Genomic DNA, 14,179 nt, shown 5'->3' on the forward strand with positions numbered 1-14,179 from the left:
GAGGGAGTTCAGTCCGCCCTGAGCCCGGCCCGCGCGAACTCCCGCATGCCGTCCGCGAAATCGACCTGCGGCTTCCACCCCAGCGCGGCCCGCAGCCGGGCGGAGTCCGCGGTGATGTGCCGTACGTCCCCCAGCCGGTACTCCCCGGTGACCACCGGCTCCGGGCCGCCGCACGCCTCGGCGAGCGCCCGCGCCAGTTCGCCGACGGTACGGGGCTCACCGCTGCCGGTGTTGTACGCGGTGAGCGCGCCCGGCGCGGACTGTGCCTCCAGCGCGGCCACGTTCGCCGCGGCGACGTCCCGGACATGCACGAAGTCCCGGCGCTGGCCGCCGTCCTCGAAGACCCGGGGTGCCGCTCCGCGGGCGAGCGCGGAGCGGAAGAAGGAGGCGACCCCGGCGTAGGGGGTGTCGCGGGGCATCCGCGGGCCGTACACGTTGTGGTAGCGCAGGGACACCGCCGTCCCGCTCGTGGCCCGGGCCCAGGCGGCGGCCAGGTGCTCCTGCGCGAGCTTGGTCGCCGCGTACACGTTGCGGGGATCGGCCGGGGCGTCCTCCCCGACCAGTCCGGGGGACAGCTCCGCCCCGCACGCCGGGCACCGGGGCTCGAAGCGGCCCGCGTCGAGGTCGGCCACGGCGCGCGGGCCCGGCCGTACGACGCCGTGGCGCGGGCAGGTGTACCGGCCCTCGCCGTAGACGACCATGGACCCGGCGAGCACCAGGCGTCCCACGCCCGCCTGTGCCATCGCCGCGAGCAGCACGGCCGTACCCAGGTCGTTGCGCGAGACGTACTCCGGGGCGTCCGCGACGCCGTTGCCGAGTCCGACCATCGCCGCCTGATGGCATACGGCGTCCACCCCGGCCAGCGCCCGCGCCACCGCCGCCGCGTCCCGCACGTCCGCGCCGGGATCCGTACGGACGTCGTACACCACGGGCTCATGGCCGCGTGTCCGCAGTTCCTCGACGACATGGGAACCGATGAAACCGGCACCGCCGGTGACCAATACGCGCATACGGCCACGCTAGAGGGGGCCCGCGCCCCGCTCCCGGAACGCGCGGGTCATGTCACGGCTCCGTAAGACCTGGGAGCCGCTCAGCCGATGCAGAGCACCAGCACGCAGAGCTGTTCCGGCGAGGTCGAGGCGCGTGCCGGGGGTGTGCTGGAGGTCGTGCCCTGGCCGGAGCCGCCGGGGGTGGGGGCGGGCGCGGGGGTGGACGACGTGCTGGGGGCGGGGCTGGTGGTGCGGCCGGTCGCGGGGGTCGAGGGGGCGGTGGTGTGCGCCGGCCGCGTGGTGGCGGGCCGGGCCCGGGTGACCGGGGTGGCGGGGGCGGCGGAGTCCGGGTGGGTGTCCGGGGGCGTTGTGCCGTGGTGGGTCGCGGGGGTCCGCTGGACGGGGCCCGTGCCGCCCGGTGTCCGGGGCGCGGGGGCGACGTGGTGGGCCGGGTGCGTGGCGGGCGTGGCCGACGGGCCGGGGGCCTGATCGGGCGCCTCGTCCTGCGGTGCGGTGCCCGCGTTCCGGTCGTCGGGCAGCGTGGCCGCCTGCGCCCGGTCGGCGGTGTGCCGGTCCATCGAGGCGAGGGTCAGCCCGCCGCCGACGAGGGCGACGGCGGTGGCGACCACGGCCCGGCGCTGGTTCTTCTTCCAGCGGGCCAGCTGCCGCCGCCGCGCCGCCCGGCCCTCCCGCATCGGAGGCGCGTCCTCGACGTCGGCGGAGGTACCGGCGACAGCGGCAGGGTCACCCGGGAACGGGTTTGCGGCCGACTCGAACTCCCAAGTGGGTGGAGCCACTTCGGTCCCGGTGGTGCCCGCGGGGGATCCGCCGGTGCCGGGTGGGGCGATGTCCGGGGCGTAGGCGCCGCAGCCGGGGCACACCAGCGCGCCGTTGAGGTGCCGACGGCACTCGGAGCAGTAGTCCATCTGCGTCTTCCGGTCTTCCCTGTTCGGCTGCGCCATCGGCCCGCCCGGGCCACGGCCTGGTCACGTTCGTACGGAGGATCGAGCGGCCAGTCACGCTAACGGGGCTTTCGAAAGGCTGTGTGCAGTCGGTGTGTTGCTCCTGGGCAGATTCTCCGGCAGTCATGCGCCGGTGCCGAAGCCCAGCGCGCACAGACGCGGGCCCCCGGCGCGATGGACGTCCATCACGCCGGGGGCCGTTCACCGCGCCGGGGGCGCCGGTCAGTCGGTCGTCAGCAGGCGTCGTACGACATAACCGGCGGAGTCCACGCCGGAGGTGCCGCCCTCGACCAGGGCCGCGACCGCGATGTGCGCGTCGTAGGCGGTCAGCCAGCCGTTGGTGTGGTCGCCCTCCTCGGCGGTGCCCGTCTTGGCGCCGACACCGGCGAGGCCGCTCAGCCGCGGTGCGGCGGTGCCACCGGTGGCGGTCGCGCGCATCATCGACTGGAGATAGCCCGCGGTGCGGGGCGTGATCGGCCGCGGCGCGCTCGTCTGCTGCTGCCCCGGCACGATGATGGGCTGCCGGAAGGCACCGCCCCGCACGGTGGCCGCCACGGACGCCATGAACAGCGGTGTGGCGGTGACCTGGCCCTGCCCGATGAACTGGGCCGCCTGGTCGCTGCCCTGGGCGTCCACCGGAATGCTCGGGTCGGTGGTGGCGACCCCGCCGCCGATGGACCAGCTGCCCATGCCGAAGACGTTCACCGCCTCGTCGTGCAGGGCGGAGGCGTCACCGTCGTGCACGAGGTAGTGGAAACCGTCCTTGATGAAGGAGGTGTTGCACGAGACGGCGAAGGCCTGCGCGAGATTCGACCCCGGATTCGCCTTCACACCGGGGTCGTTGTGGAACGACTGGCTGTTGGCCGTCAGGGAGTCGGTGCACGGCGCCGGACTTGCCGGGGTCAGACCCGCCTTGTCGAACAGGGCGGCCGACGTGATGATCTTCATGGTGGAGCCGGGGGACTTGATGCCGTTGATGGCGATGTCCCCGTCCGCGCCCGTGTGCGCGACCGCCAGGATGTGTCCGTTGCTCCAGTCGACGGCCACCGAACCGGTGGGCCTGCCCCCGAGATGCGGGTCCTTCACCGCCTGCTCGGCCGCCGACTGGAGCCGCGCGTCGATCGTCGTCCTGATGACCGGCGCGCTGCCCTTCTTGAACGTCTTCAGCGTCTTCACACCGGCCCCGTCGGCGTCCACGACGGCCACGCCGGTGCCGGGACGGCCGCCGGTGGCCTCGCCGTTCTGCCGGATCGTCGCCGCGATGTCCCGCAGCGAGTCGAATCCCGTCAGGTCCGTCCTGCCGTCACTGGCCACCACCTTCGCGTCGCTCGAACCCGCGGGCAGCGTGCCCGCGGTCAGCGACTGGTCGTCCCCGAGACCCGGGTACAGCACCGAGTTGTTCCAGTGCACCGCCGTCGCCCCGTTGTCGCTCTTGCGCACGGCCACCGCACTCGGGTAGCTCCAACTGCCGCCCGCCACCTGCGCGGTGACGGTGAAGGTGACCTTCGTCGCGCCGGGGGTCACGCTCGACGGACCGGCCGGGAGAACGTTGTCGAACGTCACCTTCCCCAGGTGCAGCCCGTCCTTGTACTGCCGCAGCGCCAGGGCGGCCGCGTCCGGCTCGTCGGTCTCGGCGGCCGCGCCGCCGACGTTCTGCGCGGACCAGTGGTCCAGGAATGCCCGGGCCGACTTCACCGCCTCGGTTCCGGAGGGCGGCGTGGTCGACGCCGCCGACGGGTCGAAGCCCGTGTCCTGCGCCCGGTCCCCGGCCGTACCGCCGGTCAGCCCGTGCAGGAGGTTGTAGGTGCCTATTCCCCCCAGAACGAGCAGCGCGGTGGACGTACCGGCTATGCCGATCTTCACAGCTCTGTTCATGCGCCGGATCGTATGTACGTTCCATGAAGTGACGAGACGACTACCGCGAGATCGTTACCGGAATGTCAATACGGACCGCTCAAAAATCCGACGTGGAGGGACTCGCCGACCCCGGCGGTGCCACCGCCCCCGGCCATCGGACGATTAAACCGGTCGATACTGGTGTAAAAGTGAGACTGATGGAACCAGCGCGCAAGAGCGGCACCGCAGCCACGTCCGTGGGGTCGGCGGACCTCTTCGACGCGTCCACGGACGCGGCCGCGGTGATCTCGCAGGACGGCGCGGTGGTGGGCTGGACCCGCGCCGCCGAGGCACTGCTCGGCTACTCCGCGCCGGAGATGGCCGGCACCTCCGCCGGGCGCCTGCTCGCCGTGCCCGAGGACCCCGCCAAGGTCGGCGCCATCGCGGACCGCTGCCGCGCCGGAAACGGCTGGAGCGGCATGATCCGGGTGCGGCACCGCGACGGCCGCCCGTTCGACGTCCTGCTGCGGGTCTCGGCCGCCTTCCGCATGGACGGCCGCGACTGCTTCCTGCTGTCGGCGCGCGAGGAACGCGGGCGGTGGACCATGGCCCAGTCCGTCCTCGACGGATTCCTCGCCCGCTCACCGGTCGGCATGGCCGTCCTGGACCGCGACCTGCGCTACGTATGGGTGAACGGCACCCTGGAACAGCTCGGCGGGGTGCCCCGCGAGGAGCGGCTCGGCCGGCGCCTGAGCGAACTGCTGCCGGGATTGCAGGGCGAGGCCCTGGAAAAGCTGATGCGCAAGGTGCTGGCCACCGGCGTGCCCGTCACCGACTACGAGTACGACGGCTGGAGCTGGGCCGACCCGCACCGCAGGCACGCCTACTCGGCCTCGTTCTTCCCCCTGGTGGACACCGACGACACCGTCACCGGCATCTGCTACATGGTCCTTGACGTCACCGAACGCTGGGCCGCCCGCCGGATCCTGTCGATGGTCAACGAGGCCGGCACCAGCATCGGCACCACCCTCGACGTGCTGCGCACGGCCGAGGAACTGGCCGACTTCGCCGTCCCGCGCTTCGCCGACTTCGTGATCGTGGACCTGCTCGAACCGGTGCTCGGCAGCGAGAGCCACGAGGCGCTGCTCGGCGACACCGGGTCCGCGCCCGCCCGGCCCGTGCTGCGCCGCGCCGCCGTGCGCTCGGTGCGCGAGGGCTGCCCCGAGGCCGTCTACCGGGTCGGCGACCGGGTCGGCTTCGCCGGGCCGCCGTACGACGCCAAGACGCTCATCAAGGGCGACCCGCTGTTCATCCCGGTCCTCGACGCGGACCAGGGCCCCTGGATCGCCGCCGAGCCGCGGCGCGCCGACCGCGTCCGCGAATTCGGCACCCACTCGCTGATCTCCGTCCCCATGCGGGCCCGCAACACCGCGCTCGGCCTCGCCACCTTCGCCCGTACGACCAACCCGGCGCCCTTCGGCTCCGACGATGTGCTGCTGGCCCGGGAACTGGTGGCGCGGGCGGCCGTCTGCCTGGACAACGCCCGCCGCTACACCCGGGAGCACACGGCCGCCCTCACCCTCCAGCGCAGCCTGCTGCCCCCGGCCCTGACCGGCGGCACCGCGCTGGACGTGGCCTCCTCCTACCTCCCGGCCGACTCGGCGGGCGGCGTCGGCGGCGACTGGTTCGATGTGATCCCGCTGTCCGGGGCGCGGGTCGGGCTCGTCGTCGGCGATGTGGTGGGGCACGGCATCAGCGCCGCCGCGAGCATGGGACGGCTGCGCACCGCCGTACAGACCCTCGCCGACATGGAGCTGCCCCCGGACGAGCTCCTGGCCCATCTGGACGACCTCGTGCTGCGGCTGGGCGGCGAGGAGTCCTTCTCCGGCGCCGACGCCCGGGGCACGGCCGCCTTCACCGGCGCGACCTGCCTCTACGCCGTCTACGACCCCGTCACCCGGCGGTGCACCATGGCCCGCGCCGGGCACCCGCCGCCCGTCGTCGTGCCCCCGGACGGGCCCGCCTACTTCCCGGAGATCCCCGCGGGACCCCCGCTGGGCCTGGGCGGCATGGCCTTCGAGGCGACCGAGATCGAGCTGGCCGAGCACAGCCTGTTCGGGCTGTTCACCAACGGTCTCATCCAGGCCTGCGACGACGTCGAGCGCGGTATGACCCGGCTCGCCGAGGCCCTCGCCCGGCCCGAGCCGGACCTGGAGAGGCTGTGCGGCGCCACCGTGCGCGACCTGGTCCCCGGGCCGCAGCCCGACGACATCGCGCTGCTGCTGACCCGCACCCATGCCCTCGGCGCCGACCACGCCGTCTCCTGGGACGTCCCCGACGACCCCGCCGCCGTCGGCGAGATCCGCACCCTGGCCGCCCGCCAGGTCACCGAATGGGGCCTCGGGGAGCTGGCCATGACGACGGAACTCCTGGTCAGCGAGCTGGTCACCAACGCGATCCGCTACGCCGCCCCGCCGATCCGGGTACGGCTGCTCCGCGACTCCCGGCTGACCTGCGAGGTCGCCGACGCCAGCAGCACCGCGCCCCGCCTCAGGCACGCCCGCAGCACCGACGAGGGCGGCCGCGGACTGTTCCTCGTCGCCCAGCTGTCGCTGCGCTGGGGCGCCCGCTACACCGGCGAGGGAAAGATCATCTGGGCCGAGCAGAAGATCCCCGCCGAGCGGCGGATCTCCGCCGAGTACCGGATCCCCGACGAGCGGGAGCTTCCCTAGGAGACCGATGGCGGCTCGGCTAGGACGTGTGCGGCCTGTCCACGGCGCGGATCCCGTCGTCGGCGAGCAGACACGCCGCGAGGGCCGCCGTGTCGTCCTGGAGGTTGTCGCCGCTGTACTCCAGCAGATCGTGGTGCAGCCGTTCCAGCAGTTCGTGCGGGGGCAGCGGGCCGAAGGAGCGCAGGCGCTGCACCAGCGGGTAGAAGGTGCCGGACGCGTCCCTGGTCTCGGTCACACCGTCCGTGTACAGCAGCAGCTGCTCGCCGGGCCCGAAGGGGTACTGGTCGACGTGGTGCGGGTCCGGAAGCAGCACACCGAGGTTCAGCGGGGGGCCCGAGCAGCCGTTGTCCAGCTCCAGTACCTCGTCGGCGCGGATCAGCAGCGGCGGCGGATGACCGCAGTTGACGACCCGGATGACCCGTCCGTCGGCCGGGATCTCGGCGAAGACCGCGGTCACGAACCGCTCGCCGATCTCGCTGCCGCCGAGGTGCTCGGCCCGGCGCGTCATGCTGCGCTCCATGCGCAGGGCCAGGGCGGCGAGATCGGGCTCGTCGTGCGCGGCCTCACGGAACGCGCCGAGCAGCGCCGCGGCCGTCTCCACCGCGAGCAGTCCCTTGCCGCGCACATCGCCGATCAGCAGCCGTACCCCGAACGCGGTGGGCACGGCCTCGTAGAGGTCGCCGCCGATGCGCGCCTCCGCGGCGGCGGACAGATAGAGGCTCTCCAGGCGCAGATTGCCGATCCGCTGCGGAAGCGGCCGCAGCAGCACGCGCTGCGCGATCTCGGCCACGAACCGCACGTCGGCCAGGGTGCGTTCACGGCGGATGCGGTGCGCGGCGAGGATCGTGCCGAGCGCGCCCACCAGTGCCGTGCACACGTAGTCGGCGACGTAGTGGCGGTCCCACAGATAGCCGACCGGGCGGCCCGCGCAGCACGGCGTGCCGGCCAGGACCGCCTCCATGACGACCGCGAAGACCGTGGCGCCCGCCACGGCGCGCGGCCCGTGCGCGAACGCGGTCACCAGCGGCAGCGCGACCAGCAGAAAGCTCACGGGCCAGTCGACGGGCGTGATCGGTTCGAGGATCAGTACGGCCGCGACGTAGAACACCGGGAGCCAGCGCATCCAGCCCGGAGGCGCCGGTGCTCCGGTGCGCGTGGCGGCACCGACCTCCGGCTGGCGGCGTGGACTTCGCACACGGGACTCCTGTCACACGGGCTGGACAAGGATCCAGCCTGGTGCGCGGGCCCGCGCCGCACCGGTCATTGCTCCACTCAGCGGCATGTTCCGGTCCCCCGGGGCCGGCAACCCGGCCCGGAGGACCGGGATGCCCGGCCGGGGGAACGGTTCACCAGTAGTGCCGGCGGCCGGCGACCGCGTGTCCCATCGATCCGAGGATCCACAGCACCGCGCCGATCACCAGAAGGATGATTCCGATGGTCCACAGAATGGATATCCCGGTGAGGAATCCGACGATGAGCAAGATGATGCCGAGGGCGATCATGGCCCGCCTCCTGTCGACGAACGTTCCTGGTGACCGGGTGCCCCGAAGTACGCCGAGTCATCACCCCGGGTGCGAAATTCTGTCCGGATATCTCCGCGGGAGCTGTTCCGGGCGTTCCGGGGGCCTCTGCCGTTCTCGCGGGGGCCGCCGATCAGCTCCCGGGCGCGCCCCGGCGCAGTCCGTCCATCACCAGGTCCAGGAGCCGGGTGGCGCGCGGCCGCCAGTCCTCGCGGGGGTCGAGCTGCCACAGGCCGGCGATGGCGAGCAGGAAGTCGTCCGCGGTGACGCCGGGCCGGATGGTGCCGGCCTCCTCGTTGGCCCGCAGCAGGAGCGCGGCCGCGTCGGTCACCGGGGTGTGCGCGGGCTTGGCCGGGCCGCCCGGCGCGCCGGTGACCTGCCGGATCGCGTCGGCCAGACCGGCCTTGGTCATGGCGAACTCGGAGAGCCGGTCCATCCAGGCGCGCAGGGCCTGCGCGGGCGGCCGGGCCTCCAGCAACTGCGCCGCGCTGTCCGCGACATGGCCCATCTCATGGCGGTAGATCTCCAGGACCAGCGCCTCGCGGCTCGGGAAGTTGCGGTAGAAGGTCCCCTGCCCGACCCCCGCCTTGCGGGCGATGGCGCTCAGCGGGACGTCCGGGCAGCGCGACAGCTCGGCGAGGGCCACCTCCAGGATGCGCTCGCGGTTGCGCTGCGCGTCCGAGCGCCGTGGTGAGTCCTTCATGTGTGGCACTCGTCCTCCCCGAGGGTCGTGGCCGAACCTCGCCCTTGCTAAGCGGACAGGTGTCCGTTACGTTTCTGAGGTAACGGACAGTTGTCCGGTTGACTCCACGATAGCCGCGGAACCGCCATCGCGGCAGCCGTCAGGCCGCCGCCCCCCACCACGGCGGTCATCACGGCGCTCCGCGTCGGCCCTGTCACGGCGGGCCGCACCGGCTCCGCACATCATCGCCCCGCATACCGACGGCTCGATACGCAACGGCTCGATACACAACGGCTTGCTGCACAACAGCTCGATATACCTCGACATACAACGGCTCGGCATACAACGGCTCTGCACACCCTGTGTTTCTGGAAACGCGAAAGAAGCTGCCATGGCCTCCCCGACGTCCAGTGTCATCACCCTGCACATCAACGGCGAGAAGTTCACACTGCCCGTCGACCACCGCACCACCTTGCTCGACGCACTGCGTGAACGCCTCACCCTGACCGGCACCAAGAAAGGCTGTGATCAAGGGCAATGCGGGGCCTGCACCGTCCTGTTGGACGGGCGCAGGGCGGTCGCCTGTCTGCAACTGGCCGTGGCGGCCGAGGGGCGGGAGATCACCACGATCGAAGGCGTCGCCGAGGGCGACCGGCTGCACCCCGTGCAGCAGGCGTTCCTCGAACTCGACGGCTACCAGTGCGGTTACTGCACCCCGGGGCAGATCTGTTCGGCGATCGGGGTGCTCAGGGAGCACGCGGCGGGCCTGCCCAGCGCCGTCACCGACGACATCCGGCCGCAGGCGGGACCGCCGCCGCTGACGCCCGAGGAGATCCGGGAGCGCATGAGCGGCAACCTGTGCCGATGCGGTGCCTACGTCGCCATCGTCGAGGCGGTGGCCAGGGCGGCGGCGGACGGCGAGCGCGCGGCTGCCGCGACCGAGTCCGAGGAGGCTCTGGCATGAGGGAGTTCGACTACCGGCGGGCCGGCGATGTCGCGGGCGCCGTCGCCCTGCTCGGCGCCGACCCGGACACCCGCTACCTCGGCGGCGGCACCAACCTCGTGGACCTGATGAAGAGCGGCGTCGAACGCCCCACCCGGCTGGTCGACATCCGTGAACTCCCGCTGGACCGGGTCGAATCGACGCCGGACGGCGGTCTGCGCATCGGCGCCACCGTCACCAACACCGACCTCGCCGCCCACCCCGAGGTCCGCCGCCGCTACCCGGCGCTGGCCCAGGCCGTGCTGGCCGGTGCCTCCGGGCAGCTGCGCAACATGGCCACCGTCGGCGGGAATCTGCTCCAGCGCACCCGCTGCGGCTACTTCGCCGACGTCACCCAGCCCTGCAACAAGCGGATCCCGGGCAGCGGTTGCCCCGCCGTCGAGGGCGAGCACCACAACCACGCGATCCTCGGCGCCTCCGAGCACTGCGTGGCCGTACACCCCTCGGACATGGCCGTCCCGCTCACCGCCTTCGACGCCGTCGTCCACTACGAAACCGCCGACGGGCCGGGCGAGTTGCCGCTCACCGAGTTCTATCTGCCGGTCGGCGGGACCCCGCACCTGGAGACCGCACTGCCGGCCGGCGCGCTGATCACCGGTGTCGTCCTGCCGCCCGCGCCGGTCGCCGCCCGCTCCCGCTACCGCAAGGTGCGCGAGCGTGCCTCCTACGCGTTCGCCATCGGCTCCCTCGCGGCCGCGCTCGACATCAGGGACGGCGTCGTGCGCGAGGCGCGGCTCGCCCTCGGCGCGGTCGCCTCCCGGCCCTGGCGGGCCCGGGCCGCCGAGGAGGTGCTGACCGGGGCGCCGGCCGCCCCCGAGACCTACGCCGCCGCTGCCGAGGCCGAACTGGCCGCCGCCCGGCCGCTGTCGCACAACGAATACAAGGTGACCCTGATGCGCAACCTCGTCGTGGCCGTGCTCACCGAACTCGCCGAGGAGGCCGCCCGATGACCACCGTCACCGCCACCGAGACGGCCACCCGCGCGCCGTCCGTCGGCACCGCCCGCACCCGCGTGGAGGGCGTGGAGAAGGTCACCGGCGCCGCCCGGTACGCGGGCGAGATCCCGTTCACCGACCTCGCCCACGGCTGGCTGGCCCTCTCCACGGTCGGCCGCGGCCGCATCAGCGCCCTCGACACCGACGCGGTGCTCGCCATGCCCGGAGTCCTCGCGGTCCTCGACCACCGCAACGCGCTGCGTCTGAACACCGACTTCCCCAGTCTGCTGGGCATGCGGCCCGACCCGACCTGCGCCGTCTTCCAGCACGACCGGGTGCCGCACCTGGGCTGGCCGGTGGCGCTCGTGGTGGCCGAGACCTCCGAACAGGCCCGGGAGGCCGCCGAGTCGCTCGTGGTGCACTACGAACCCGAGCCGCACACCACCGACTTCACCGCGGAGACTCCCGACGCCTACGCGCTGGACGGCGTCATGCCCGCACTGACGGAGAAGGGCGACATCGAGGCCGAACTCGCCGCCTCCGCCGTGGTGCTGGACGCCGAGTACACCACCCCCGAAGAGCACCACAACCCGATGGAGCCGCACGCGGCCACCGCCGTGTGGGACGAGGGCCGCCTCGAGGTGGTCGACTCCAACCAGGGTGCCACCTGGGTCAACGGCGACCTCGCCAGCCTCTTCTCGCTCGACCCGGCCGCCGTACGGGTGCGCTCCGAACATGTCGGCGGCGGCTTCGGCAGCAAGGGCGTGCGCGCCCACCAGGTGGCCGCCGCGATGGCCGCGAACGTGCTGGGGCGCCCGGTGCGCGTGGTCATGACCCGGCGTCAGATGTTCACGCTGGCCGGCCACCGCAGCCCCACCGTCCAGCGGGTCAGGCTCGGCGTCGACGCGGAGGGACGGCTGCGCGCCCTGGAGCACCGCGCCCTCAGCCACACCTCCACCGTCTACGAGTTCGTGGAGCCCAGCGCCGGGGTGGCGCGGGTGATGTACGACGCCGACGCCCACCGCACCGAGAACCGCGTGGTACGGCTCGATGTGCCGAGCCCGACCTTCATGCGCGCCCCGGGCGAGGCGCCGGGCTCGTTCGCGCTGGAGTCCGCGCTGGACGAACTCGCCGTCGCCTGCGGGCTCGACCCGATCGAACTGCGGCTGCGCAACGACGCCGAGCGGGGTCCGGTGTCGGGCCTGCCGTTCGCCGGCCGACGGCTGGCCGACTGCTTCCGGGAGGGCGCCCGCAGGTTCGGCTGGGCCGAGCGCGACCCGCGCCCCGGCACGCGCCGCGACGGCCGCTGGCTGCTGGGCCGCCCCGGCACGCGCCGCGACGGCCGCTGGCTGCTGGGCACCGGCACCGCGGCGGCCTCCTTCCAGGCGGGCGCGGCGCCCTCCACGGCGACCGCCACCGCCCATCCGGACGGCGTCTTCACCGTCCGGATCGCCGCCGCCGACATCGGCACCGGGGCCCGTACGGCCCTCACCCTGGTCGCCGCGGACGCGCTGGGTGTGGCGCCCGAGCGGGTCCGGGTCCGCATCGGCGACAGCGCCTTCGGACCGGCGATGATCGCCGGTGGCTCCATGGGCACCCGCTCCTGGTCCTGGGCGGTCAAGATCGCGGCCGAGGAACTGCGCGAGCGGCTCGCCCTCGGCGCCGACATCCCGGCCGAGGGCATCACCGTCCGCTCCGACACCACCGCGGCCATCGGCGCGCTCGCCGCCGCCGAACGGCACTCCTTCGGCGCCCAGTTCGCCGAGGTGGCGGTGGACGTCGGCACCGGCGAGGTGCGGGTGCGCCGGATGCTCGGGATCTTCGCGGCGGGCCGGATCATCAACCCGCTCACCGCGCGCAACCAGTTCCTCGGCGGCATGACCTGGGGCATCTCCATGGCCCTGCACGAGGAGGCGCTGCGCGACCGCGCCTCGGGCGGCCTCGTCGGCGCCGACCTCGCCGGGTACCACGTCGCGACCCACGCCGACGTCCCGCGCATCGAGGCGGACTGGATCGAGGACCCGGACCCGGACGACCCGGTCGGCATCAAGGGCATCGGCGAGATCGGCATCGTGGGTGCCGCGGCCGCCGTCGCCAACGCCGTCTGGCACGCGACCGGCGCCCGCCACCGCGATCTGCCGATCAGTCCGGGGCGCGTCCTGACGGCGGGGGCGCCGGATGCTTGATCTGGCGGCCGAGCTGACCCGATGGCTGGCCGAGGGGCGGGAGTTCGCGGTCGCCACGGTGGTGGCGGTCGGCGGCAGCGCCCCGCGCGATCCCGGCGCCGCCCTCGCCGTCGACCGCTCGGGCACCGTCATCGGCTCGGTCTCCGGCGGCTGTGTGGAGGGCGCGGTCTACGACCTGTGCCAGGAGGCGCTGGAGAGCGGCCGGAGCGTCGTCGAGCGGTTCGGGTACAGCGACGAGGACGCCTTCGCCGTGGGGCTGACCTGCGGCGGGGTGATCGATGTCCTGGTCACCCCGGTGGGCGCGGCGCCCGCGGTGACCAGGCCGGAGGGGCCCATCGCGGGGGCAGCCGGGAAGGGGGCGTCGCCGTCCTTGCGGACCATTCCGATGTGCCACAGCTGCGGCACGATGGTGCCGCGGCCCTCGCGCTGGCCGCCGGGGGTGAGCCGGCGGCCCTCGCCCGGGTCGCCCGCGGCCCCGACGGCATGTTGGGCCGAACCCTCCTCGTACGGCCCGGCGGCGCCCACGAGGGCACGCTCGGCGGCCACCAGGACCTCGACCGCACGGCGGTGGCCGAGGCGAGCGCCCTGCTGGAGACGGGCCGTACCGCCACGGTGGAGATCTCCGCGGACGGCTCGCACTGCCCCGGCGGCCTCACCCTGCTGGTCGAGTCCGATGTGCCGCCCCCGCGCATGATCATCTTCGGCGCGGTGGACTTCGCCTCGGCGCTGGCGCGGGCCGGCAAGTTCCTCGGCCACCATGTGACTGTCTGCGACGCCCGCCCCGTCTTCGCCACCCCGGCCCGCTTCCCCGACGCCGACGAGGTGGTCGTCGACTGGCCGCACCGCTATCTGCGGCGCACCGCGACCGACGCCCGGACCGTGCTGTGCGTGCTCACCCACGACGCGAAGTTCGACGTACCGCTGCTCAAGGTGGCCCTCGGCATGCCGCTGGCGTTCATCGGCGCGATGGGCTCCCGGCGCACCCACGAGGACCGGGCGCGGCGGCTGCGCGCGGAGGGTGTGAGCGAGCGCCAACTGGCCCGGCTGCGCTCGCCGATCGGCCTCGACCTGGGCGCCCGTACGCCCGAGGAGACCGCCCTGTCCATCGCGGCGGAGATCGTCGCCGCCCGGCGGGGCGGCACCGGGGCGCCGCTGACCGGCGGCCGGGCACCGATCCACCGGGACCGGCCGCCCGCCGTGGCGGCGGGAGTGTGAGACGGGGACGGTGGGTAGAGTAGGACCAGGATATTCATCGTCCGATGAATTACTGCTCCGGCGAAGGGCAGGACCGCGATGGACACGGTGGGCAGTGCGGACAGGGCGGGCACGGGCGA

General features: G+C 73.5%; 10 protein-coding genes and 1 pseudogene. 5 read left to right on the top strand and 6 right to left on the bottom strand.

Translation table 11 applies throughout. The features are described from left to right. Nucleotides 1–8: 8 nt before the first annotated feature. The 3 genes from ACLF5H_RS06905 to ACLF5H_RS06915 all read right to left on the bottom strand — a co-directional run bounded on the left by ACLF5H_RS06905 (nucleotide 9) and on the right by ACLF5H_RS06915 (nucleotide 3,826). Complete coding sequence (locus ACLF5H_RS06905; protein WP_421675165.1) at nucleotides 9–1,010, bottom strand: NAD-dependent epimerase/dehydratase family protein; 1,002 nt, start codon at nucleotides 1,008–1,010, stop codon at nucleotides 9–11. An 80-nt stretch (nucleotides 1,011–1,090) separates the two neighbouring features. Further along, on the bottom strand, nucleotides 1,091–1,915 hold the full coding sequence (locus tag ACLF5H_RS06910) for an SCO2400 family protein (protein WP_421675166.1): 825 nt from the start codon (nucleotides 1,913–1,915) through the stop codon (nucleotides 1,091–1,093). Between the two features lie 258 nt (nucleotides 1,916–2,173). Then, nucleotides 2,174–3,826, bottom strand: a complete 1,653-nt coding sequence (locus ACLF5H_RS06915) for a penicillin-binding transpeptidase domain-containing protein (RefSeq protein ID WP_421675167.1) — start codon at nucleotides 3,824–3,826, stop codon at nucleotides 2,174–2,176. Nucleotides 3,827–4,005: 179 nt separating this feature from the next. Here ACLF5H_RS06915 and ACLF5H_RS06920 point away from each other — a divergent pair, with 179 nt between their 5' ends. Further along, nucleotides 4,006–6,519: a SpoIIE family protein phosphatase gene (locus ACLF5H_RS06920; protein ID WP_421675168.1), complete on the top strand. Its 2,514-nt coding sequence runs from the start codon at nucleotides 4,006–4,008 to the stop codon at nucleotides 6,517–6,519. A gap of 19 nt (nucleotides 6,520–6,538) precedes the next feature. Here ACLF5H_RS06920 and ACLF5H_RS06925 read toward each other — a convergent pair whose 3' ends face one another. From ACLF5H_RS06925 to ACLF5H_RS06935, 3 genes are all read right to left on the bottom strand, one after another. Beyond that, nucleotides 6,539–7,642, bottom strand: coding sequence for a PP2C family protein-serine/threonine phosphatase (locus ACLF5H_RS06925; RefSeq protein ID WP_421675314.1), 1,104 nt, complete (start codon nucleotides 7,640–7,642; stop codon nucleotides 6,539–6,541). Nucleotides 7,643–7,865: 223 nt separating this feature from the next. Beyond that, nucleotides 7,866–8,021: a DUF6131 family protein gene (locus ACLF5H_RS06930; protein ID WP_421675169.1), complete on the bottom strand. Its 156-nt coding sequence runs from the start codon at nucleotides 8,019–8,021 to the stop codon at nucleotides 7,866–7,868. Between the two features lie 151 nt (nucleotides 8,022–8,172). Then, a complete protein-coding gene (locus tag ACLF5H_RS06935; RefSeq protein ID WP_421675170.1) occupies nucleotides 8,173–8,742 on the bottom strand; it encodes a TetR/AcrR family transcriptional regulator in 570 nt (189 codons plus the stop codon). Nucleotides 8,743–9,112: 370 nt separating this feature from the next. Here ACLF5H_RS06935 and ACLF5H_RS06940 point away from each other — a divergent pair, with 370 nt between their 5' ends. The 4 genes and pseudogenes from ACLF5H_RS06940 to ACLF5H_RS06955 all read left to right on the top strand — a co-directional run bounded on the left by ACLF5H_RS06940 (nucleotide 9,113) and on the right by ACLF5H_RS06955 (nucleotide 14,060). After that, nucleotides 9,113–9,685 (top strand): 2Fe-2S iron-sulfur cluster-binding protein, encoded by a 573-nt coding sequence (locus ACLF5H_RS06940; protein WP_421675171.1) that lies wholly within the window; start codon nucleotides 9,113–9,115, stop codon nucleotides 9,683–9,685. Next, complete coding sequence (locus ACLF5H_RS06945) at nucleotides 9,682–10,674, top strand: FAD binding domain-containing protein (protein WP_421675172.1); 993 nt, start codon at nucleotides 9,682–9,684, stop codon at nucleotides 10,672–10,674. Before ACLF5H_RS06940 ends, ACLF5H_RS06945 begins: the two co-directional genes overlap by 4 nt. Further along, the gene (locus ACLF5H_RS06950) at nucleotides 10,671–12,845 is read left to right on the top strand and encodes a xanthine dehydrogenase family protein molybdopterin-binding subunit (protein ID WP_421675173.1); all 2,175 of its coding nucleotides are present in this window, start codon (nucleotides 10,671–10,673) and stop codon (nucleotides 12,843–12,845) included. The genes ACLF5H_RS06945 and ACLF5H_RS06950 overlap by 4 nt, the downstream gene beginning before the upstream one ends. Beyond that, nucleotides 12,838–14,060: pseudogene (locus ACLF5H_RS06955) on the top strand (XdhC family protein). The gene ACLF5H_RS06950 and the pseudogene ACLF5H_RS06955 overlap by 8 nt, the downstream one beginning before the upstream one ends. Nucleotides 14,061–14,179: the final 119 nt, after the last annotated feature.

Source organism: Streptomyces sp. LaBMicrA B280, from assembly GCF_049222185.1.
Classification (GTDB): domain Bacteria; phylum Actinomycetota; class Actinomycetes; order Streptomycetales; family Streptomycetaceae; genus Streptomyces; species Streptomyces murinus.